This window comes from Streptomyces caniscabiei (genome assembly GCF_014930365.1).
GTDB classification, from domain to species: Bacteria; Actinomycetota; Actinomycetes; order Streptomycetales; family Streptomycetaceae; genus Streptomyces; species Streptomyces caniscabiei.
Genome location: NZ_JABXWI010000015.1, coordinates 161411 through 182695 on the forward strand (window position 1 = coordinate 161411; position 21285 = coordinate 182695).

14 protein-coding genes are annotated in these 21285 nt (G+C 71.1%); 11 read left to right on the top strand and 3 right to left on the bottom strand.

The window, feature by feature from the left end; translation table 11 throughout:
- Window positions 1-252: 252 nt before the first annotated feature.
- Together HW837_RS35670 and HW837_RS35675 are read left to right on the top strand one after the other, a co-directional pair.
- Entirely contained in the window at window positions 253-1041 is a 789-nt protein-coding gene (locus HW837_RS35670) for an ABC transporter ATP-binding protein (protein WP_193380307.1), read from the top strand.
- Window positions 1038-3617 (top strand): ABC transporter permease, encoded by a 2580-nt coding sequence (locus tag HW837_RS35675; RefSeq protein WP_193380306.1) that lies wholly within the window; start codon window positions 1038-1040, stop codon window positions 3615-3617. Before HW837_RS35670 ends, HW837_RS35675 begins: the two co-directional genes overlap by 4 nt.
- Window positions 3618-3732: 115 nt before the next feature.
- On the opposite strand, the gene HW837_RS35680 is transcribed toward HW837_RS35675, so the two are convergent.
- Window positions 3733-5196 (bottom strand): DUF2079 domain-containing protein, encoded by a 1464-nt coding sequence (locus HW837_RS35680; RefSeq protein WP_045556285.1) that lies wholly within the window; start codon window positions 5194-5196, stop codon window positions 3733-3735.
- A 367-nt stretch (window positions 5197-5563) separates the two neighbouring features.
- Between HW837_RS35680 and mfd the strand changes: the two genes are divergently transcribed.
- Window positions 5564-9097: a transcription-repair coupling factor gene (gene mfd / locus HW837_RS35685; RefSeq protein WP_045556286.1), complete on the top strand. Its 3534-nt coding sequence runs from the start codon at window positions 5564-5566 to the stop codon at window positions 9095-9097.
- Window positions 9098-9225: 128 nt separating this feature from the next.
- Here mfd and HW837_RS35690 read toward each other — a convergent pair whose 3' ends face one another.
- Complete coding sequence (locus HW837_RS35690) at window positions 9226-10653, bottom strand: RICIN domain-containing protein (protein ID WP_093791791.1); 1428 nt, start codon at window positions 10651-10653, stop codon at window positions 9226-9228.
- A 498-nt stretch (window positions 10654-11151) separates the two neighbouring features.
- Here HW837_RS35690 and HW837_RS35695 point away from each other — a divergent pair, with 498 nt between their 5' ends.
- Window positions 11152-11871 (top strand): HNH endonuclease family protein, encoded by a 720-nt coding sequence (locus HW837_RS35695; RefSeq protein WP_045556288.1) that lies wholly within the window; start codon window positions 11152-11154, stop codon window positions 11869-11871.
- Window positions 11872-11907: 36 nt separating this feature from the next.
- Here the strand turns inward: HW837_RS35695 and HW837_RS35700 are convergent, their stop codons facing one another.
- On the bottom strand, window positions 11908-12642 hold the full coding sequence (locus HW837_RS35700) for a hypothetical protein (protein ID WP_045556289.1): 735 nt from the start codon (window positions 12640-12642) through the stop codon (window positions 11908-11910).
- A gap of 238 nt (window positions 12643-12880) precedes the next feature.
- Here HW837_RS35700 and HW837_RS35705 point away from each other — a divergent pair, with 238 nt between their 5' ends.
- The 7 genes from HW837_RS35705 (at window position 12881) to HW837_RS35735 (ending at window position 21133) form a co-directional block, all read left to right on the top strand.
- Window positions 12881-14908, top strand: coding sequence for an N-6 DNA methylase (locus HW837_RS35705; RefSeq protein WP_193380305.1), 2028 nt, complete (start codon window positions 12881-12883; stop codon window positions 14906-14908).
- 208 nt (window positions 14909-15116) lie between these two features.
- Entirely contained in the window at window positions 15117-15770 is a 654-nt protein-coding gene (locus HW837_RS35710) for a hypothetical protein (RefSeq protein ID WP_093791795.1), read from the top strand.
- A 44-nt stretch (window positions 15771-15814) separates the two neighbouring features.
- Window positions 15815-17308 (top strand): serine/threonine-protein kinase, encoded by a 1494-nt coding sequence (locus HW837_RS35715; RefSeq protein WP_256255205.1) that lies wholly within the window; start codon window positions 15815-15817, stop codon window positions 17306-17308.
- 188 nt (window positions 17309-17496) lie between these two features.
- Window positions 17497-18168: a SurA N-terminal domain-containing protein gene (locus tag HW837_RS35720; RefSeq protein ID WP_045556292.1), complete on the top strand. Its 672-nt coding sequence runs from the start codon at window positions 17497-17499 to the stop codon at window positions 18166-18168.
- A gap of 76 nt (window positions 18169-18244) precedes the next feature.
- The gene (locus tag HW837_RS35725) at window positions 18245-19261 is read left to right on the top strand and encodes a nucleoside triphosphate pyrophosphohydrolase (RefSeq protein WP_045556293.1); all 1017 of its coding nucleotides are present in this window, start codon (window positions 18245-18247) and stop codon (window positions 19259-19261) included.
- A gap of 1 nt (window position 19262) precedes the next feature.
- Window positions 19263-19754, top strand: a complete 492-nt coding sequence (locus HW837_RS35730) for a hypothetical protein (protein ID WP_193380304.1) — start codon at window positions 19263-19265, stop codon at window positions 19752-19754.
- 86 nt (window positions 19755-19840) lie between these two features.
- Window positions 19841-21133, top strand: coding sequence for a cytochrome P450 family protein (locus HW837_RS35735; RefSeq protein WP_193380303.1), 1293 nt, complete (start codon window positions 19841-19843; stop codon window positions 21131-21133).
- Window positions 21134-21285 lie beyond the last annotated feature (152 nt).

Below are 21285 nucleotides of genomic sequence, written 5' to 3' on the forward strand. Positions count from 1 at the left end.
GTTCGTACCGCCGGAGGACGAGACGGCGGACCTCCCGTCCTTAACCTGGCTTTACGCCGCTGGGGGGCGGTGCACCGGAGCGGTGGGGGTGGGGTTTTCCCCAGCAGAAGACTGCGCTGGGCACCAGCGCGCCGGACCCCCTCCGGGGACCAGACTCATCGACGTACCGCACGGCGAGCCGCGTACCGCACGGCAAGCCGCTACGCACAGGGCGACCCAGCAGCATCCGCTGCCCGACTTAGGAGACATACCGTGACATCGGCTGTGACCATCACCAGGCACGGGGGTACTGGAGGGACTACGGCCGTTGCCGCGCGGGCGCGGCAGGTCGTCAAGGCGTACGGGTCCGGTGAGACCCGTGTCGTCGCCCTCGACCATGTGGACGTGGACATCGCGCGGGGCCAGTTCACCGCGATCATGGGCCCCTCGGGGTCCGGCAAGTCCACCCTCATGCACTGCCTCGCCGGACTCGACACCGTGACCTCGGGCCGGATCCACCTCGACGACACCGAGATCACCGGCCTCAAGGACAAGAAGCTCACGCAGCTGCGCCGGGACCGGATCGGGTTCATCTTCCAGGCGTTCAACCTGCTGCCCACGCTGAACGCGATAGAGAACATCACCCTCCCCATGGACATCGCGGGGCGCAAGCCGAACAAGGAGTGGCTGGGCCGGGTCGTCGACACCGTCGGTCTGAGCGACCGGCTCAAGCACCGGCCCACCCAGCTCTCCGGCGGCCAGCAGCAGCGTGTCGCCGTGGCCCGCGCCCTCGCCGCCCGGCCGGAGATCATCTTCGGTGACGAGCCGACGGGCAACCTGGACTCGCGGGCCGGGGCCGAGGTGCTGGGCTTCCTGCGTAGGTCGGTCGACGAGCTGGGCCAGACCATCGTGATGGTCACCCACGACCCGGTGGCCGCCTCGTACGCGGACCGGGTGCTGTACCTGGCCGACGGCCGCATCGTCGACGAGATGCTGAAGCCGACCGCCGAAGTCGTGCTGGACCGCATGAAGGACTTCGACGCGCGGGGGCGTACGTCATGAGTGTCATGAAGACCTCGATGCGCAACTTCTTCGCGCACAAGGGGCGGATGGCGCTCTCCGCCATCGCGGTCATGCTGTCGGTGGCGTTCGTGACGGGGACCCTGGTCTTCACCGACACGATGGGCACCACGTTCGACAAGCTGTTCGCGGCCACCTCCTCCGACGTCACGGTCAGCGCCAAGGGCGCCTCGGACAGCGGTGAGACGCAGTCCGACACCGGCAGGCCGCCGGTCATGCCCGCGTCGGTCGTGGACAAGGTGGGCGGCGCGGAGGGCGTGAAGTCGGCCGAGGGCACGGTCTTCTCGACCTCGGTCACGGTCGTCGACGCCGACAAGGACAACCTCTCGCCCACCAGCGGCGCCCCGACCATCGTCGGCAACTGGAACGCCAACGACGCCCGCACCATGAAGATCTCCTCCGGCAACGCGCCGCGCGGGCCCGACCAGATCATGGTCGACGCGGACACCGCCGACAAGCACGGCCTGAAGCTCGGCGACGAGATCGGCGTGATCAGCGCCGTCGGCACGCACGAGGCGAAGGTCTCCGGCATCGCCGACTTCCAGGTCACCAACCCGGGCGCCGCGATCTTCTACCTCGACACCGCCACCGCCCAGAAGGCCCTTGTCGGCGAGACCGACGTGTACACCAACGTCAACGTCACCGCCGCGAACGGCTTCACGGACGCGCAGGTGAAGAAGAACGTCGCCGCCGACCTGGGCGCCGGCTACAAGGTGCAGACCGCCAAGGAGGTCGCGGACGCCAACGCCAAGGACGTCGGCGAGTTCATGGGCGTGATGAAGTACGCCATGCTCGGCTTCGCCGGGATCGCCTTCCTCGTCGGCATCTTCCTGATCATCAACACCTTCTCGATGCTGGTCGCCCAGCGGACCCGCGAGATCGGCCTGATGCGGGCCATCGGCTCCAGCCGGGGCCAGGTCAACCGGTCGGTCCTCGTCGAGGCCCTGCTCCTCGGGGTGTTCGGCTCGATCCTCGGCGTGGCCGGCGGTGTCGGGCTCGCCATCGGCCTGATGAAGCTGATGAGCGCCACCGGTATGAACCTGTCCACCGACGACCTCACCGTCGCCTGGACCACCCCGGCGGTCGGCCTGCTCCTGGGCATCGTCGTCACCGTCCTTGCCGCGTACGTGCCGGCCCGACGCGCCGGCAAGGTCTCCCCGATGGCCGCCCTGCGCGACGCCGGAGCCCCGCTGGACGCCAAGGCCGGCCTCGTCCGGGCCGTGATCGGTCTGCTCCTGACCGGCGCCGGCGGCTACTGCCTGTACCTGGCCTCCGCCGCCGACAAGGCGAGCGAGGGCTCGATGTGGCTCGGCGGCGGGGTCGTCCTGTCCCTCATCGGCTTCGTCGTCATCGGCCCGTTGCTGGCCGGCGCGGTGGTGCGGGTGCTGGGCGCGGTCGTCCTGCGGGCCTTCGGACCCGTGGGCCGGATGGCCGAGCGCAACGCGCTGCGCAACCCCCGCCGTACGGGGGCCACCGGTGCCGCCCTGATGATCGGTCTCGCGCTGGTCGCCTGCCTCTCCGTCGTCGGCTCCTCCATGGTCGCCTCGGCCACGGACCAGCTCGACAAGACGGTCGGCACGGACTTCATCATCCAGTCCGACACCGGCCAGCTGATCACCCCGCAGGCCGTCGAGGCCGCGCGCTCCGCCGACGGCATCAAGAGCGTCACCGAGTACAAGTGGACCCAGGCCGACTTCACCACCCCCGACGGCAAGACGCTCAAGGAGACGGCCATCACCGCCGCCGACCCGAGCTACGCCACCGACCTCGCCACCGAGGTCGTCGCGGGCAAGCTGCCGGACGCCTACAAGCCCGACTCGATGTCCGTCCACGAGAAGTTCGCCGAGGACCACGACATCCGGCTCGGCTCGAAGATCGCCGTCGCCTTCAAGGACGGCCGCACGGCCGACCTGACCGTCCGCGCCATCACCAGCAGTGACGTCGTCATCGACGCCGGGGCGATGTACACCTCCATCGACACGATGGCGAAGTACGTCCCGGCCGACAGGATGCCGCTGGACCAGCTGCTCTTCGCCTCGGCGAAGGAGGGCCAGGACGCGGCCGCGTACAAGTCCCTCAAGGCCGCGCTGCACGACTACCCGCAGTACGAGGTCCGTGACCAGACGGACTACAAGGAGGCCCTGAAGGGCCAGATCGACCAGCTTCTGAACATGATCTACGGCCTGCTCGCCCTCGCGATCATCGTCGCCATCCTGGGAGTGGTGAACACGCTGGCCCTGTCGGTCGTCGAGCGGACCAGGGAGATCGGCCTCATGCGGGCCATCGGCCTCTCCCGCCGCCAGCTGCGCCGCATGATCCGCCTGGAGTCGGTCGTCATCGCCCTCTTCGGCGCGCTTCTCGGCCTGGGGCTGGGCATGGGCTGGGGCGCCACCGCGCAGCAGCTCCTCGCCCTGGAGGGCCTGAAGGTCCTCGACATCCCGTGGCCGACGATCATCGGGGTCTTCATCGGCTCGGCCTTCGTGGGCCTGTTCGCCGCGCTGGTCCCGGCGTTCCGGGCGGGCCGTATGAACGTCCTGAACGCGATCGCCACCGAGTAGCCGGCCACCGGCCGCCACCGACCACGGGGGACACGGGGGAACGGGGGAGAGCCCGGCGTCGGGAAGCGGAGGCTTCCGGGCGCCGGGCTCCACCCGTTCCCGGCTCCACCCGTTCTCAGGGCGACGCGGGCCCGTCGGCGGCGGGAGAGACGCGCTTCAGGAGCACGTATCCCTGGATGACACCCCGCAGGACGTATGTGTCGTGCGGATGCAGCTGCCGGGCGAAGGCGGGGACGTCCTTCACCCAGCGCGAGTTGTTGTTGAAGACGATGTAGTCGGGGGCGAGGCCCTTGGTCCGGCCGATCCAGAAGACCCGGCAGCGGGAGGTCAGCCGGGCGATGGGGCCGACGTTGGCCTCGACGGTTGCCCCGTCGGGGATCGTGGCGATGAGCCGGTCCACGGCCTTGACGTGGTCCGGCACCCGATAGGCGTCGGCCCTGGTCAGGTTGGACATCGGCAGCGCCGTCGTCAGCGCGAGCGAGGCCGCGAGGACGGCGGCGGGCAACTGGAGCGCGTACGAGCGCAGCCAGGGCCTGGGGCTGTGGCGGGCGGCCGGCAGCGCGTCGACGAGCGCGAGGGTGATGATCGGCATCAGGACGGCGCTGTAGTGCCAGGCCGTGCCCCAGTAGTTGTCGTCGGCGGAGACGAACCGCCAGCCCAGCGTGGGTAGCACGGCGAGCAGGATCGGGGAGCGCAGGGCGAGCAGTCCGCTCGTCGGGATCAGCAGCCAGAGGACGGTACGGATCTTGACGTCCAGGCCGTCGAGGGGGCCCGCGCCGCCGACCTTGGTGAGGTAGTCGGAGGCACCGGCGGTGTTGAAGGACGGGATGATCAGGGTGAAGGCGAGCAGCGTGGCGACCGCGCCGAACGAGGCGACCGCGACGGCGTACGGCACCACCCGGGACGCGCCGTGCCGCCGGGCCCGGAGCGCGACGACGGCCGCGACGACCGCCAGGGTCAGCCCCTGGTCCTCCTTGACCAGCACCAGCGGAAGGCCCCAGAGCAGCGCCGCCCGCCATCGGTGCCGGAGCAGCGCCTCCAGGGAGAACGCGATCAGCGGGACCGCGAAACAGATCTCGTGGAAGTCGAAGTCCACGGCGTTCTGCAGCCCCCACGACAGTCCGTACGCCACCCCGAGCGCGAGCCCCCGGGCCCGACCCAGCGCCCGGACCGCCGCCCGCGTCACCGGCACCGCCGACAGCGCGAACAGCGCGGCCTGGACGACGAGCAGCGTGATGGGGGTGGGGAACACCCGGTAGAGGGGCGCCAGCAGCATGGTGACCGGGCTGAAGTGATCCCCGAGCACGTTGTAGCCCGGTCCCTTCAGCTCGACGATCGGCGCCTGGAGGTGCGCGTACGCCCGTATCGCCTGCTCGTAGATGCCCAGGTCGTACGACCGGGTCCCCAGCCGCAGATACCGCCCCACGGACACCACCGCGTACGCCACGAACAGCCCGAGCGCGATCAGATACGGCTCCCGGCCCACGAGGGAGAACCGCCGGCCACGGGGCGGCGACGCAGCCGCCGCCGGAACAGGCGCCGGTGCGAGTGCCGGGGGCTGAGTGCTCGACGAGGGCATGGGGACTCACGTTCGGATGGAGACAGAGGATGCCCATAGAGACTAGGCGGACCCGAAAAAAGCAGGGGCGCAGCCCCGCTTTTTTCAGGGGCGCGGGGAACTGCGCGACCAGCCCCCACCGGGCGGACGTGTGGGGGTAGAAGGGGCGCAGCCCCTTCTGGACGGGACGGGTAGGGGCGGCGGGGGCGAGACCAAAACCCGCCCGCACCCCCCGCACCGCACGTCGTACCCTGGACACCCCCGGCCTTTCACACGAGTCCGGGCGTTCGTGTTGCCCCAGCAGCCCCGAGCCACCCGCACCCAACCGCGCCACCCACCCGCACCCACCAGCCCCCCACCTTGCCCACCCGGACGGGAAACGCCCCGAATGAGCCTCCACGGCCTGCTAGACGCCGTAGTCCAGGACGCCCCCCTCGCGGAAGCGATCAGGGCGGCGTCCGACGGCCACCGCACCCACATCGACCTGGTGGGCCCCCCGGCGGCCCGCCCCTTCGCCGTGGCGGCCCTCGCCCGCGACTCCGGCCGCCCCGTACTCGCCGTGACGGCGACGGGCCGCGAGGCCGAGGACCTGGCGGCGGCCCTGCGCTCCCTGCTGCCCCCGGACGGCGTCGTGGAGTACCCGGCCTGGGAGACCCTCCCGCACGAGCGCCTCAGCCCGCGCAGCGACACCGTCGGCCGCCGTCTGGCCGTCCTGCGCCGGCTGACGCACCCCCGTCCGGACGACCCCGAGACCGGCCCGGTGTCGGTGGTGGTCGCCCCGATCCGCTCGGTCCTCCAGCCGCAGGTCAAGGGCCTCGGCGACCTGGAGCCGGTCGCCCTGCGCACCGGCGAGACGGCCGATCTGAACCGTACGGTCGAGGCACTGGCGGCAGCCGCGTACTCCCGGGTCGAGCTGGTCGAGAAGCGCGGCGAGTTCGCCGTGCGCGGCGGCATCCTGGACGTCTTCCCGCCCACCGAGGAGCACCCCCTGCGGGTGGAGTTCTGGGGCGACGACGTCGAGGAGATCCGGTACTTCAAGGTCGCCGACCAGAGATCGCTGGAGGTGGCCGAGCACGGCCTGTGGGCCCCGCCCTGCCGTGAGCTCCTCCTCACCGACGACGTGCGCGCCCGCGCCCGCGACCTCGCCGAGCGCCACCCCGAGCTGGGCGAACTGCTGGGCAAGATCGCCGAGGGCATCGCCGTCGAGGGCATGGAGTCCCTCGCCCCGGTCCTCGTCGACGACATGGAGCTGCTGATCGACGTCCTGCCGAAGGGCGCGATGGCGATCGTGTGCGACCCGGAGCGGGTGCGCACGCGCGCGGCGGACCTGGTGGCCACCTCGCAGGAGTTCCTCCAGGCGTCCTGGGCGGCCACGGCCGGCGGCGGCGAGGCACCCATCGACGTCGGCGCGGCCTCCCTGTGGGCCATCGCGGACGTCCGCGACCGGGCCCGTGAGCTGGACATGATGTGGTGGTCGGTGTCGCCGTTCGCGGCCGACGAGGAGCTGGACGCGGACACGCTGAAGCTCGGCATGCACGCCCCGGAGACCTATCGCGGCGACACCGCGAAGGCGCTCGCCGACACCAAGGGCTGGCTGGCCGACGGCTGGCGCACGGTGTTCGTGACCGAGGCCCACGGCCCGGCGGCCCGCACGGTCGAGGTGCTCGGCGGCGAGGGCATCGCGGCCCGGCTGGAGGCCGAGCTGGCGGAGATCTCCCCGTCGGTCGTGCACGTGGCGTGCGGCTCGATCGACTACGGCTTCATCGACCCCGCCCTGAAGCTCGCGGTCCTCACCGAGACCGACCTGTCCGGCCAGAAGGCGGCCGGCAAGGACGGCGCCCGGATGCCCGCCCGCCGCCGCAAGACCATCGACCCGCTCACCCTGGAGGCGGGCGACTACATCGTCCACGAGCAACACGGCGTCGGCCGCTACATCGAGATGGTCCAGCGGACCGTGCAGGGCGCGACCCGCGAGTACCTCGTCGTCGAGTACGCCCCCGCCAAGCGCGGCCAGCCCGGCGACCGCCTCTACATCCCCACCGACCAGCTGGAGCAGATCACCAAGTACGTCGGCGGCGAGGCGCCCACACTGCACCGCCTCGGCGGCGCCGACTGGACGAAGACCAAGGCGCGCGCGAAGAAGGCGGTCAAGGAGATCGCCGCCGACCTCATCAAGCTGTACTCGGCCCGGATGGCGGCGCCCGGTCACGCGTTCGGCGCGGACACGCCCTGGCAGCGGGAGCTGGAGGACGCCTTCCCGTACGCCGAGACGCCCGACCAGCTGACGACGATCGCCGAGGTCAAGGAGGACATGGAGAAGACGGTCCCGATGGACCGCCTGATCTGCGGCGACGTCGGCTACGGCAAGACGGAGATCGCGGTGCGGGCCGCCTTCAAGGCCGTCCAGGACGGCAAGCAGGTGGCGGTGCTGGTGCCGACGACCCTGCTGGTGCAGCAGCACTTCGGCACGTTCAGCGAGCGGTACTCGCAGTTCCCGGTGAACGTGCGGGCCCTGTCCCGCTTCCAGACGGACACCGAGGCCAAGGGCACCCTGGAGGGCCTGCGCGAGGGCGGGGTCGACATCGTCATCGGCACCCACCGCCTGTTCTCCTCCGAGACCAAGTTCAAGGACCTGGGTCTGGTCATCGTCGACGAGGAGCAGCGCTTCGGCGTCGAGCACAAGGAGCAGCTGAAGAAGCTGCGCGCCAACGTGGACGTGCTGACGATGTCCGCGACCCCGATCCCGCGCACGCTGGAGATGGCGGTCACGGGCATCCGCGAGATGTCGACGATCACGACGCCCCCGGAGGAGCGGCACCCGGTCCTGACCTTCGTCGGCCCGTACGAGGAGAAGCAGATCGGCGCGGCGATCCGCCGTGAACTCCTGCGCGAGGGCCAGGTCTTCTACATCCACAACCGGGTGGAGTCCATCGACCGGGCGGCGGCCCGGCTGCGGGAGATCGTGCCCGAGGCGCGGATCGCGACCGCCCACGGCCAGATGTCGGAGCAGGCGCTGGAGCAGGTCGTCGTCGACTTCTGGGAGAAGAAGTTCGACGTCCTGGTCTCCACCACGATCGTGGAGTCGGGCATCGACATCTCCAACGCGAACACGCTGATCGTGGAGCGCGGCGACACCTTCGGCCTGTCGCAGCTGCACCAGCTCAGGGGCCGGGTGGGCCGGGGCCGGGAGCGGGGTTACGCCTACTTCCTGTACCCGCCCGAGAAGCCGCTGACGGAGACGGCCCACGAGCGTCTGGCGACCATCGCCCAGCACACGGAGATGGGCGCGGGCATGTACGTGGCGATGAAGGACCTGGAGATCCGGGGCGCGGGCAACCTCCTCGGCGGCGAACAGTCCGGGCACATCGCGGGCGTCGGCTTCGACCTGTACGTCCGCATGGTCGGCGAGGCCGTCGCGGACTACCGGCGCCAGCTGGAGACCGGGGGGATCGAGGAGGAGCCGCCGCTCGAGGTGAAGATCGAGCTGCCGGTCGACGCGCACGTCCCGCACGACTACGCGCCGGGCGAGCGGCTGCGGCTCCAGGCCTACCGGGCCATCGCCTCCGTGAACACCGAGGCCGACATCGCCTCGGTGCGCGAGGAACTCGTCGACCGCTACGGCAAGTTGCCCGAGCCGGTGGAGAACCTGCTGCTGGTGGCCGGGCTGCGGATGCTGGCGCGCGCCTGCGGCGTCGGTGAGATCGTCCTCCAGGGCACCAACATCCGCTTCGCGCCGGTGGAGTTGCGGGAGTCGCAGGAGCTGCGCCTGAAGCGGCTCTACCCGGGCACGGTCATCAAGCCGGCCGCGCACCAGGTGCTGGTGCCGCGCCCGAAGACCGCGAAGGTGGGCGGGAAGCCGCTGGTCGGACGGGAACTGCTGGGCTGGACCGGGGAGTTCCTGGCGTCGATCCTGGGGTCGTGAGGCGTTCGCCGGGCGCCGCCGGGCTCCGCCGTCGATCGCTGCGGAACGACCCGGTGTCCCGTACCGCGGCCCCGGCCGGAGAAGTCCGGTCGGGGCCGCGGGCTGGAACGTGAGGGTCGCGTGTGTGATCAGGCGCCGCGCTTGAACTGCTGGTTGGTGCCGCTGCCACAGCCCCACTGGATGAGCTTGGCGCCGTCGGCGGTGGACTTGTCCAGAACGTCGAGGCACTTGCCGCTGCGCCGTGAGACGAGGCGGAGCCAGCCGTCACCGGCGTCCTGGAGCTGCCACTGCTGGTTGCTGCCGGTGCCGCAGGTCCACTGGATGACCGGGTTGCCGTCGGCGGTGGAGTTGTTGGCCACGTCGAGGCACTTGCCGCTGTGCCGGGCGACGACCTGGACGTATCCGCTGCCCATGTCCTTGAACCACCATGCCTGGTTCATGCCGCCGTTGCAGGTGTACTGGGTGATCTGGGTGCCGTCGTCCTGGGACCGGCTGGGGACGTCGAGGCACTTGTTGCTGTGGCGGGCGGTGATCGTCTCCCAGGGGCCGCCGACGCCGTCGACCTTCCCGGCCGCGGTGTCGATGTCGATCTGCGCGAACCAGTCCATGGTCATCGTGGTGTCGGTGGGGAACTCCAGCGGCAGCCAGACGTACTTCGAGGCGTTGACGTTCTGGTTGAAGGAGTTGCCCCAACGGTCACCCATGTAGAGGTACTCGGTGCCCGTGCTGCCCTGGACGGGAAGGACGAACGTGGTCTGCGAGCCGTACGCGGTGGCGTCTCCGACGTTCTGCAGGGCGGTCCAGGTGCCGGTGATGCTGGAGGCGGTCGCGTACATCTGCTGGTTGGGTCGCCAGCCGGTGGCGCCGGAGGTGAGCAGGAAGTAGACGCCGTTGCGCTTGAACAGTGCGGGGGCCTCGCGCAGCTGGCCGGGCCAGAGCAGCTGCACACGGGTCTCGACGGTGAGGTAGTCGGGGCTGAGGCGGTAGATGTGCAGGTCGCGGTTCTCGCGCGCGGCCGAGATCATGTAGCCGGTGCCGTCGTCGTCCGTGTAGACGGTGATGTCGCGGGACATGTGGCCCAGCGGGCGGAAGCTGCCCTGCCAGGTGTAGTCGCCGTCGACGGTGTCGGAGACGGCGACGGCGGCGCGGGCCTGGGTGTAGTCGGTGGCCAGCTCCTTGTGCATCCACATGACGAACTTGCCGGTGGACGCGTTGTACATGACCTTGGGGCGCTCGATGTTGGCCGAGGCCAGCTCAGGGTCACTGGCCTGGGTCAGGACATGGCGCCGGAACTCCCAGGTCTTCAGATCGGTCGAGCGGTACGCGGACACGTACCGGAATGAGTTGTCCTCGTTGCGGTTCTCCCCGAACCAGTAGTAGTACGAGCCGACCTTGATGACGCCACCACCGTGCGCGTGCACGACGGCACCTGTGGTGTCCGTGAACTGGGTGGCGTTGGGGATGGTGACGGTGGCCGCGTGCGCGGTGCCCATCAGAAGGGTTTGCGGGAGGAGACCTATCAGCACGGCGAGCAGGAAGAGCCAGACACGACGCATCGGGGGTTTCCATTCACGACAGGACAGCACGAGAACAACCAAAAACTGGCTGAAACCAACGTGCAGCATGAGAATGCTTGCGGTAGATGCGTGTCAAGAGTGTGAACGTGTTGAATCGCGCGGATGTCATCCAAGCGCCGTGAAGTCCTGAATTGTCCTGCCTGCGCTGGCGAGATGGCTGACCTGGGGCTGTGCGGCAGGTCGAATGCCCAGTCGAATCCTCAGGGAGGACCGGTTCGCGGAATGTTTGAGCGAGTCGGTTTCTGTTCGAAATTTCGGCTCCCCAACGTCGCGTTTCGGCCTCGCCTCGGCGCCCTCTGCGGTGAGCGCGTGCCGACCGGCGGTCCGCGACGACCGCCGTCGGGTGTCCCGACGTACGCTGACCGACCTTCTCCTGACCGACCTTCTCCCGTGCCTGGGGGCTACGGTGTTGAGCAGGGGAGACGGGGAACCCACGCAGGACCGCGTGCGAGCACGAGCAGATGAGAGGGGTGTCGCGTGGTGCGTCTGAGGGGTGGGGTCGCCACCGTCGCTCTGGTGCTGGTCGCCGCGACCGGCTGTGAACTGGACAACGCGGGCGGTGCGGCCGGGCCGGTGGAGCGTCCCGGCGGTGGCGGTGCCGCGTACGCCGCGGCGGAGGCGCTGACCGTCAAGGGGCGGGCGCCCAAGAACGATTACGACCGCGGTGAGTTCGGCAGTCCCTGGGCCGACACCGACTCCAACAGCTGCGACACCCGCGACGACATACTCAAGCGCGACCTGGACGAGGTGAAGTTCCGGGCCGACGACTGCACGGTGGTCTCCGGTGTGCTCGACCCGGACCCGTACACCGGGGAGGACGTGCCGTACGTCCGGGGCCGTAGCAAGATCGACGTGGACCACGTCGTGGCCCTCTCCGACGCCTGGCAGAAGGGCGCCCAGCAGTGGGACGACAGCAAGCGCATCGCCCTGGCCAACGACCCGCTCAACCTGCTGGCGGTCGACTCCGGCACCAACCGCGGCAAGGGCGACGGTGACACGGCCACCTGGCTGCCGCCCAACAAGGCCTACCGCTGCACGTACGTGGCCGCCCAGGTCGCCGTGAAGACGAAGTACGGCCTGTGGGTCACCTCCGCCGAACAGGACGCCATGAAGCGCGTCCTGGGCACCTGCCCCGACCAGAAGCTGCCCACCGGCGGCAACCCGACGAAGGCGCCCTCCCGCTTCCACGCGGGCTGACGCCTCGTCGGTGCCGCCGCGCGGCGGCCGTGCGGGTCAGCTGAAGTCCTCGTCGAGGTCGATGACCTTGCCCTTGGGGGCCTCGGCCGGCACGGGCTTGTCGAAGTCGGTGAAGACGAGGTCGCCGGGCTCCTTCGCCGACTTGCTGACGACCCGCAGCAGGTACGGCTCGCCCTCGGTGGCGACGTACAGGGTGTAGCTGTCCTTGCCGTCCTTCTCCGCGAGGGTGATCGCGGGGGTGCCGTCGACCTCGGCGGTCTTGCCGCGTGTGGCGTCGGAGTCGACGTCCTCGAAGTCGGCGAGGACGGTGTCGAGGTCGCAGAAGCTCGCGATGTCCTTGGAGTCCGCGGACTTCGCGGACGTCTTGGTCCACTTGCCGGCGAGCATGTCGACGACCATGTCGGCCTCCTCCTTCGAGGAGTCCTTCGACTGGGCGCGCAGGAAGGCCTCGTCGTACTTCATGTAGAGGGTGTCGCCGGCCTTGATCAGCTCGGCCTGGCCCTCGCCCATGCTCATGGTGCCGGCGCAGTCGCCCTTCTTGTTCATCGCCATGTCCATCTGGACCGTCCCGCCGGCGGCCTCGTCCTGGATCTCGCCCTTCATCCGGAGCGATTCGGCGTCCGAGGTGGCCTTCACGGCCTTGTCGGCGATCTCACCGCCGGTCAGGCCCGGGAAGGGGCCGTCGGCCTTGTCCTCGCCGGGCAGGCAGCCGGTGAGCGAGAACGTGGCCGCGGCGGCGATGCAGAGAGCGGCGAGAGCGGTGCGACGCATGGGAGTTCCCCCCTGGGAATCGATGAGGTGCTGATCGGCGTGCGCCGGTACACAGCGCAGCCGACGTGTGGCCATCCGATTCGGGCGGCCCGTCGTTCGATGGGTCAATGACAGCAGACACTGTGAACCGAGTCAACACGGTTCATGGAATCTGGTGTGTTCACGGCGTGAAGGGGTAGATCTTGCGTGCGTCGGTATGCTCGACGTCACACCACCAGGTACGAGGGGAGCCGGGCGCGTGCAGGGGAACGGGACAGAGGTCACGGCCGCGGACATCGCGCGGCTCGCCGGGGTGGGTCGAGCCGCCGTCAGCAACTGGCGCCGTCGGCACGCCGACTTCCCCAAGCCGGTCGGCGGCACCGAGACCAGCCCGGCCTTCGCGCTCGGCGAGGTCGAGGCATGGCTGCGCGACCAGGGCAAACTCGCCGAGGTGCCCCTGAAGGAGCGCGTCTGGCAGCAGGTCGCCGGCCACCCGGAGGGCCCCGTCGCCGCCCTGGTCCACACGGGCTGCGCCCTGCTGCTCCTCCACCAACGGCCCCTGGCCTGGCTGGAGTTGAGCGCCGTCCCCGACGACGGCGAACTGGCCCGCAGGCTGTCCGGGGCGCTGGGGGAGGTCCTCGCCCCGCGCTTCGGCACGGCGAGCGAGCCTGCCGTGCCCGCGCCGCGGCCCGCCGAGCTCCGGCCGTCCGTCCCGCTGCTGCGCGGCGCCACCGAACTCGCGGCCGACCTCGGCGCACGGCAGACCTTCGAGTTCCTGCTCGCCCGGCACCTCGACGCCAACCCGCGCCAGTACACGCTCACTCCGGGTGAACTCGCCGAGCTGATGGCCGAACTCGCCGGGCCCGCCCGCTCGGTGCTCGACCCCGCCTGCGGCACCGGCGCCCTCCTGCGCGCCGCCGCCCGCCCCGACCAGGAGCTCTACGGCCAGGACAGCTCAGGCGAACTGGCCGCCCTCACCGCGCTCCGCCTCGCCCTGCGCACCGGTGGCACCGTCCGCACCGCCCCGGGCGACAGCCTCCGCGCGGACGCCTACGAACACCTCAGGGCCGAGGCCGTCCTGTGCCACCCGCCGTTCAACGAGCGGAACTGGGGCCACGACGAACTCGCCTACGACCCGCGCTGGGAGTACGGCTTCCCGGCCCGCACCGAGTCCGAACTCGCCTGGGTACAGCACGCGCTGGCCCGCCTGGAGGACGGCGGCACCGCCGTGCTGCTGATGCCGCCGGCCGCCGCGAGCCGCCGCTCGGGGCGCCGGATCCGCGCCGACCTGCTGCGCCGGGGAGCCCTGCGCGCCGTGATCGCCCTGCCGGTCGGCGCGGCACCCCCGTACAACATCCCGCTGCACCTGTGGGTGCTGCGCAGGCCCGGCAAGGCGGTCGTGCCGCCGCGGTTGCTGCTCGTCGACACCGGGCGGCTGGCGTCCGAGGGGCGCGGCGGGTTCGACTGGGCGGCGGTGCGCAGCGCCGTGCTCGACGCCTGGCGGCCCTTCGACCGCTCGGGCGAGACGGCCCAGCGGCCGGGGCTCAGCCGCGCGCTGCCGGTCATCGACCTGCTCGACGACGACGTGGACCTGGCCCCCGCCCGGCATCTGCCGCCCCCGGCCGCCGCCGGCGGCGCCGCGGAACTGACCGCCGTACGCGAACGCCTCGGCGAGACCCTCCGGCTGACCGCCGACCTCACACCCCCGCTCCCCGAGGAGGCCAAGCTCGCGCGCTGGCCGCTCACCACGGTCGGTGAACTCGCGCGCGGGGGAGCCCTGGTGCTGCGCACCGGCGGGAACGGCCCGCACGCGCGCGTGCTCACCGACCACGACGTCCTAGCCGGCACGGCACCCTCGGGCACACTGCCGGACACCGGCGGCGAGCCTCCCGTGCTCGTCGAACCCGGCGACGTCGTCGTCCCCGTCCTCGGTGGCGGCGGGATCGCACGGGTGGTCGACGAGGAGACCGCGGGCGCCGCCCTCGGCCGCAACCTGACCCTGCTGCGCCCCGACGCGACCGCCCTCGACCCCTGGTTCGTCGCCGGATTCCTGCGCTCCACCGCCAACAGCCGCCAGGCCAGCAGCTACGCCTCCACCGCGACCCGGCTCGACGTCCGCCGCCTCCAACTGCCCCGTCTGCCCCTGGAACAGCAGCGCCGCTACGGCGAACGGTTCCGCGCCCTGGCCGCCTTCGAGGACGCCCTGCGCCGGGCCGGCCGCCTCGGCGAACGCCTGGTGCGCGGCATGTACGACGGCCTCACGGACGGCACGGTCGCCCCGGACTGACCCGGCGGGCGGCGGCCCCGGCCCCGCCAACTCGCCCCGCGCTCCCCGCCCTCACGCCTACCGGACGGAACCGCTCCGCCCGGAGGCGGCGTGACCAGCACTGCGGTACTACAACGGTTGTCCACAACCCTGGACCTCATGTCGTGGTCGACCGATACCCTCGGGACGACATCGCACATCCGCTCTCACCAGGCCCTCAGGAGCAGCCATGCAAGGCCACGGCTACGCGCCGACACCGCCCCCCGGCCCCGATCAAGGGGGCCAGGTCACACTCCGTGTGATCTTCGTGGTGGTCGCGGTCATGAGCTGCGGTCTGCTCGCCTGGGCCTGCCTGCTGCGGCTCGCCTCGGTGACCCGCAGGCCCCGCGACTGGTGGCTGTTCGCCCTGGCGATCATCCACATCATCGTGACGCTCTACATCATCGGCACCGACCCGGGCAAGGACGAGTTCACCACCTGGCGCGGTGACGTCGGCATGGGGCTGCTCCTCGGCGGACTCGTGGCGATCGTCGCGTACTACCTGTACGCGGACATACGCCACTTCAGCCGCGCCCGGACGGCTCCGCCGTCGCCGTACGCCCAGACCACGCTGTACTCGGGGCAGACCGGGTACGGCACCCAGCCGTCCGGCTACACCCCCCAGCAGTCCGGGTACAGCTACCCGCCGGTCCAGGTCCCCCAGCCCTACACCCCCAGCGCCCCCACTCCGCCGGTCCCGCAGCCGCCCGTGCAGCAGCAGCCCCCGCCGCAGCACCAGCAGACCCCGGACCCCCAGCGCCCCGGCCCGGCCCGCATCGACCAGGTGCGCGCCGAGCTGGACGAGCTGAGTGACTATCTCCGCAACCACGAGGGAGACAGGTGACCCAGGGGCCTGGGGCCGGACGCCTGATCACCGGCCGCTACGAACTGTCCACGCTCATCGGGCAGGGCGGCATGGGCCAGGTGTGGACGGCCTACGACCAGCGCCTCGACCGGCGCGTGGCGGTCAAGCTGCTGCGCCCGGACAAGGTCGCGGGCCAGGAGGCCGACGAACTGCGCCGCCGCTTCGTGCGCGAGTGCCGCGTCACGGCCCAGGTCGACCACCCCGGCCTGGTGACCGTGCACGACGCGGGCAGCGAGGGCGAGGAGCTGTTCCTCGTCATGCAGTACGTCGACGGGGCCGACCTCGCCGACCACCTCGCCGAGCACGACCCGTACCCCTGGCAGTGGACCGTCTCGGTCGCCGCCCAGCTGTGCGCCGTGCTCTCCGCCGTGCACGCGGTGCCGATCATCCACCGCGACCTCAAGCCGCGGAACGTCATGGTCAAGCAGGACGGCACGGTCACCGTCCTCGACCTCGGTGTCGCCTCCGTCATGGACACCGACACCACTCGCCTCACCCACACCGGCTCACCCATCGGCAGCCCCGCCTACATGGCCCCCGAACAGGCCATGGGCGGCGCGGTCGGCCCGTACACCGACCTGTACGCCCTCGGTGTGCTGATGCACGAACTGCTCAGCGGGAACGTCCCGTTCACCGGTTCCACGGCCCTCGGCGTCCTCCACCGCCACCTCTACGAACCGCCGGTCCCGGTCCGCCGACTGCGCCCCGAGGTCCCCGAGAACCTGGAGGCCCTGGTCCTGCGGCTGCTCTCCAAGGACCCGCAGCACCGCCCCTCCTCCGCGCAGGAGACCTACGAACAGCTCCTCCCGCTGCTCCCCGCGCGCGGGATGCCCACCGGCTCCCCGCTCGACCCCACGCGCCCCTTCCTGCGCCCGCACGCCCCTTGGCCGGACCGCGCCCGCATCCCCGCGCCGCAGCCGTCCGCCGCCCCCGACCCCGCGCCCGCCGTCGACAAGCCCGACGTGGCCGGCGCCGTCGACGAGGTCAAGCGGCTCCTCGGCGAGGGCCGCATCACCCAGGCCGTCGACATCCTCGGCGCGATCCTCCCGGCCGCCGCCGCCCAGCACGGCGAGCACTCACCCGTCGTCCGCACCCTGCGCAAGCAGTACGCGGCCACCCTCATGGACGACGGCCAGTACCGCCGCGCCCTGCCCGAGCTGCGCCGCCTCGCCGACGAGCGCGCCGCCGAGGCGGGCCAGGCCGACACCCAGGCCCTGCGCTACCGCTACGACTCCGCCCAGTGCCTCGAACAGCTCGGCGAACCGGCCGCGGCCCTCGCCGAGTACCGCTCCCTGCTGCCGTACTACGAGAACCAGTACGTCGGCGGCGACCCCGAACTCTCCCTCGACGTCCGCCGCCGCATAGGCCACCTGCTCCTCGCCCTCGGCGACCGCGGCGCCGCCCACGAGACCCTGGGCCGTCTGCTGCTCGACGTGGAACGGCTGCGGGGACCGGGCCATCCCCTCGCGGGCGAGATCCGGCGCACGCTCCAGTGGCTGGGCCAGGTACGGGGCTGAGCCGGACGTGGCACGAGGTGGTGCCGGAAGTCGGCGTGAATCGTTGGTCGAATGGCTGGCCGAGAGCAGGGCCACTGCCTACCATCGATCACCGCAAGACTTTGTGCGCCCGCCCGTCGCCCGACCACCACCCCTCACTGAGGCGCTACGCGCCGCACCTGTCTTCACAATCTCCTCGGGAGGCTCACTTGCACCGCCGCCGTCGCACCGCGCTCCTCCTCTCCGCCGCGCTCACCGCCGCGGCCCCGCTCCTCACCGCCTGCGGGGGCGACGCCCATCCCGGCGCGGCGGCCGTCGTCGGCGACGACCGGATCACCGTCGCGCAGCTGGAGAACCGGGTGAACGAGGTGCGTGCCGCCCAGCGCGCCGCCAGCACGGACGAGCGCCAGTACGAGCAGGCCGTCGCCCAGAGCAGCGCCCTCACCCGCAACACCCTGAACGGCATGGTCCTGGAGAAGGTCCTGGACCAGGCCCTCGAGGACGCGGGCGTGAGCGTCACGCGCAAGGAGGTCCAGCAGTACCGCTCCGGCCTGGAGGCGGACGCCGGTGGCGCCGAGGCCCTGGAAACGGCCTATCTCCAGCGCTACAGCGTCGCCCCCGAGCAGCTGGAGGAGAGCCTCCGCAGCGATGTCGAGGTCCAGAAACTCGCCACCGCCCTCGGCGCCGACCTGAACAGCCAGGAAGGCGGCGCGATCTTCTGGAAGGCCCTCTCGGAGGCCTCCAGGAAACTGGACGTCGACCTCAACCCCCGCTACGGCAGCTGGGGCGTCGACAAGGCCTCCGGCCGAGTGGGCCTGCTGGAGGCCAAGACGCCGTGGCTGAAGGAGGTCACGGGGACGGGGGCGCAGCAGCCGGCGTGACGGGCGGACCGCCCGGCCTCTCCGCGGCCTGTGGACAACTTCGGGGGTCGTCGGTGACGTGGGTTACGTTCGTGGGGTGAACGCACACCGCCCCGGCGGCGACCCCGCCCCCACGGCCCCCGAGACGTCGTCCTCCGACCCCGGCCGGGTCGTCCTGCTCACCACCAGCCACCGCGTGGCGCCCGGTCTGCTGTCTTGGCCCGCATGGCAGGCACTGCGCGGGGCGGACCGTGTCGTGTGCGCGGACGAGGCGCACCCCCAGCTCCCGTATCTGCGCGAGGCGGGCGTCACGGTCGAGCGGGCGACCCCGACGGCCGAGGAGCTGGTCGACGCCTGCGCCGGCGACCGCACGGTGGTCGTGGTGGCCACGGCCGAGGGCGAGCCGGGCCTCACCGACGGCCTCGCCCGCCTCGCCGGCTCGGGCCGCGTCCGGATGCCGTCCCTGGAGCTGCTCCCGGCGTCGTACGACCTCCCGGGTGCCCGCCTCCTCGACCTCGTGCAGGTCATGGACCGCATCCGCGCCGAATGCCCCTGGTCCTCCCAGCAGACCCACAAGGGGCTCGCCAAGTACGGCATCGAGGAGGCGTACGAACTCGTCGAGGCCATCGAGGAGGGCGACCGCGACGAACTTCGCGAGGAACTGGGCGACGTCCTCCTCCAGGTCGTCTTCCACGCCCGCATCGCCGAGGACGACCCCGACAGTCCCTTCTCCATCGACGACGTCGCCGCCGGCATCATCACCAAGCTCATCCACCGCCACCCCCATGTCTTCGGCGACGCCACGGCGACCACCCCGGAGGAGGTCAAGGCGCACTGGCTGCGGACGAAGGCCGTGGAGAAACGCCGGGAGTCAGTGACCGACGGAGTCCCCCTGGGCCAGCCCGGCCTCGCCCTGGCGGCCAAACTCTCCTCCCGCGTCCGCACGGCCGGCCTGCCCGTCCCGATACCCCAGGGCCACGGCATCGGCTACGAACTCCTCACCCTCGCGGCCCGAGCCGAAGCGGAGGGCACGGACCCGGAGGCGGCCCTGAGAGCGGCGGCCCGCACCTACCGCGACGCGATCCGCTCCGCGGAGGGCCTGGACGAGCGCTGACATGACCCGGCGCCACGGGACTCCCGACCTGGTGTGGGACGAGGTGAAGGAGAGCTTCGACCCCGAACTGATGGGCGCCCTACCGGACCTGCACGTCCCGGACACCTCGACGGACCACTGGCAGGCGCTTCTCGACCTCGTCGAGGAGAGGGGCTGGAAGCACGAGTACATCGAAGGGACGACACCCCTGGCCGTCCCGAGCGCCGCACACGTACTCGCACGACCACATGACGCCGAGTGCCCGCAGCTGAGGGTCTGGCCGACGGAAAACATGCTGGCGATCTTCCGGTTCCTCTCCGACGAGGAGATCGACTTCGACATCGACCTGCGGGAGGTCCAGGGCCAGGACCGACTCGACGCGTTCTGCGGCTTCCTGCACACTCTCGGCCATCGCCTCGCCAGGCCGGTCCTGATGTGCCCGGAAGGTGCGGACGACCACCCGGTCCTCGGCTACGATCCCGCGCTCGACCGCGTGCGCGTGCTGGGTGACTGAGTAACCGTCGTGGACCCCGGGCACCCCGGTGCGCAGAAGGCCCTGGCCGAGACGGCGGTCGACGGGGGGCCCGCTACCGTCGACGGGTGACCGACCACCCCTCGTCCCTCAGCAGCCCCGCGCCCTCCCTCTTCACCTGGGAGTTCGCCACCGATCCGTACCCGGCGTACGCCTGGCTCCGGGAGCACGCCCCGGTGCACCGGACCCGGCTGCCCAGTGGTGTGGAGGCCTGGCTGGTCACCCGCTACGCCGACGCCAAGCAGGCCCTCGCCGACGCGCGCCTGTCGAAGAACCCCGCGCATCATGACGAGCCCGCCCACGCCAAGGGGAAGACCGGTATCCCCGGTGAGCGCAAGGCCGAGCTGATGACCCATCTGCTCAACATCGATCCGCCGGACCACACACGGCTGCGCCGGCTGGTGTCGAAGGCCTTCACGCCCCGCAGGGTCGCCGAGTTCACCCCCCGGGTCCAGGAGTTGACCGATCAGCTCATCGACCGCTTCGCGGAGACCGGCGAAGCCGATCTCATCCACGACTTCGCCTTCCCCCTGCCCATCTACGCGATCTGCGACCTCCTCGGCGTCCCCCGCGAGGACCAGGACGACTTCCGGGACTGGGCGGGCATGATGATCCGTCACGGCGGCGGCCCGAGGGGCGGCGTCGCGCGCTCGGTGAAGAAGATGCGCGGCTACCTCGCCGACCTCATCCACCGCAAGCGCGAAGGCCTCACCGAGCACCCCGCCCCCGGCGAGGACCTCATCTCCGGCCTCATCCGCGCCTCCGACCACGGCGAGCACCTCACCGAGAACGAGGCCGCGGCCATGGCCTTCATCCTGCTCTTCGCCGGCTTCGAGACCACCGTCAACCTCATCGGGAACGGCACGTACGCCCTGCTCACCCATCCCGACCAGCGCACCCGCCTCCAGACTTCCCTCGCCGCCGGGGAGACCACACTGCTGGAGACCGGCGTCGAGGAACTCCTGCGCTACGACGGCCCCGTCGAGCTGGCCACCTGGCGCTTCGCGACCCGCCCCCTCACCATCGGCGGACAGGACATCGCCCAGGGCGACCCCGTCCTCGTCGTCCTCGCCGCCGCCGACCGCGACCCGGCCCGCTTCGAGGCCCCCGACACCCTCGACCTCTCCCGCCGCGACAACCAGCACCTCGGCTACGGCCACGGCATCCACTACTGCCTCGGCGCCCCCCTCGCCCGTCTCGAGGGCCAGACCGCGCTGGCCACCCTCCTCACCCGCCTCCCCGACCTCCGACTCGCGGTGGATCCAGCCGATCTGAGGTGGCGAGGAGGGCTCATCATGCGCGGATTGCGCACGCTTCCGGTGCAATTCACCCCGCAGGGGCGGTCCGAGGGCATTTCGTGACCCGGTTCATGAGCGGTACGTAGTAGTACCCAGGCAGCCCGTAGCACTACCCCATTCCGCGACGGAAAGTGACACTCCCTCAAGTCCGTGATCTTCACGTGATCTGTGCTGCATTAACTTGTGACAACTGATCGACTCCCGCTACGTTCACA

Excerpts from the sequence above, each read along its gene's own strand:
- HW837_RS35675 (WP_193380306.1), top strand. The coding sequence starts at position 1,038 with ATGAGTGTCATGAAGACCTCGATGCGCAACTTCTTCGCGCACAAGGGG.
- HW837_RS35680 (WP_045556285.1), bottom strand. The coding sequence starts at position 5,196 with ATGCCCTCGTCGAGCACTCAGCCCCCGGCACTCGCACCGGCGCCTGTT.
- mfd (WP_045556286.1), top strand. The coding sequence starts at position 5,564 with ATGAGCCTCCACGGCCTGCTAGACGCCGTAGTCCAGGACGCCCCCCTC.
- HW837_RS35690 (WP_093791791.1), bottom strand. The coding sequence starts at position 10,653 with ATGCGTCGTGTCTGGCTCTTCCTGCTCGCCGTGCTGATAGGTCTCCTC.
- HW837_RS35700 (WP_045556289.1), bottom strand. The coding sequence starts at position 12,642 with ATGCGTCGCACCGCTCTCGCCGCTCTCTGCATCGCCGCCGCGGCCACG.
- HW837_RS35710 (WP_093791795.1), top strand. The coding sequence starts at position 15,117 with ATGCAAGGCCACGGCTACGCGCCGACACCGCCCCCCGGCCCCGATCAA.
- HW837_RS35730 (WP_193380304.1), top strand. The coding sequence starts at position 19,263 with ATGACCCGGCGCCACGGGACTCCCGACCTGGTGTGGGACGAGGTGAAG.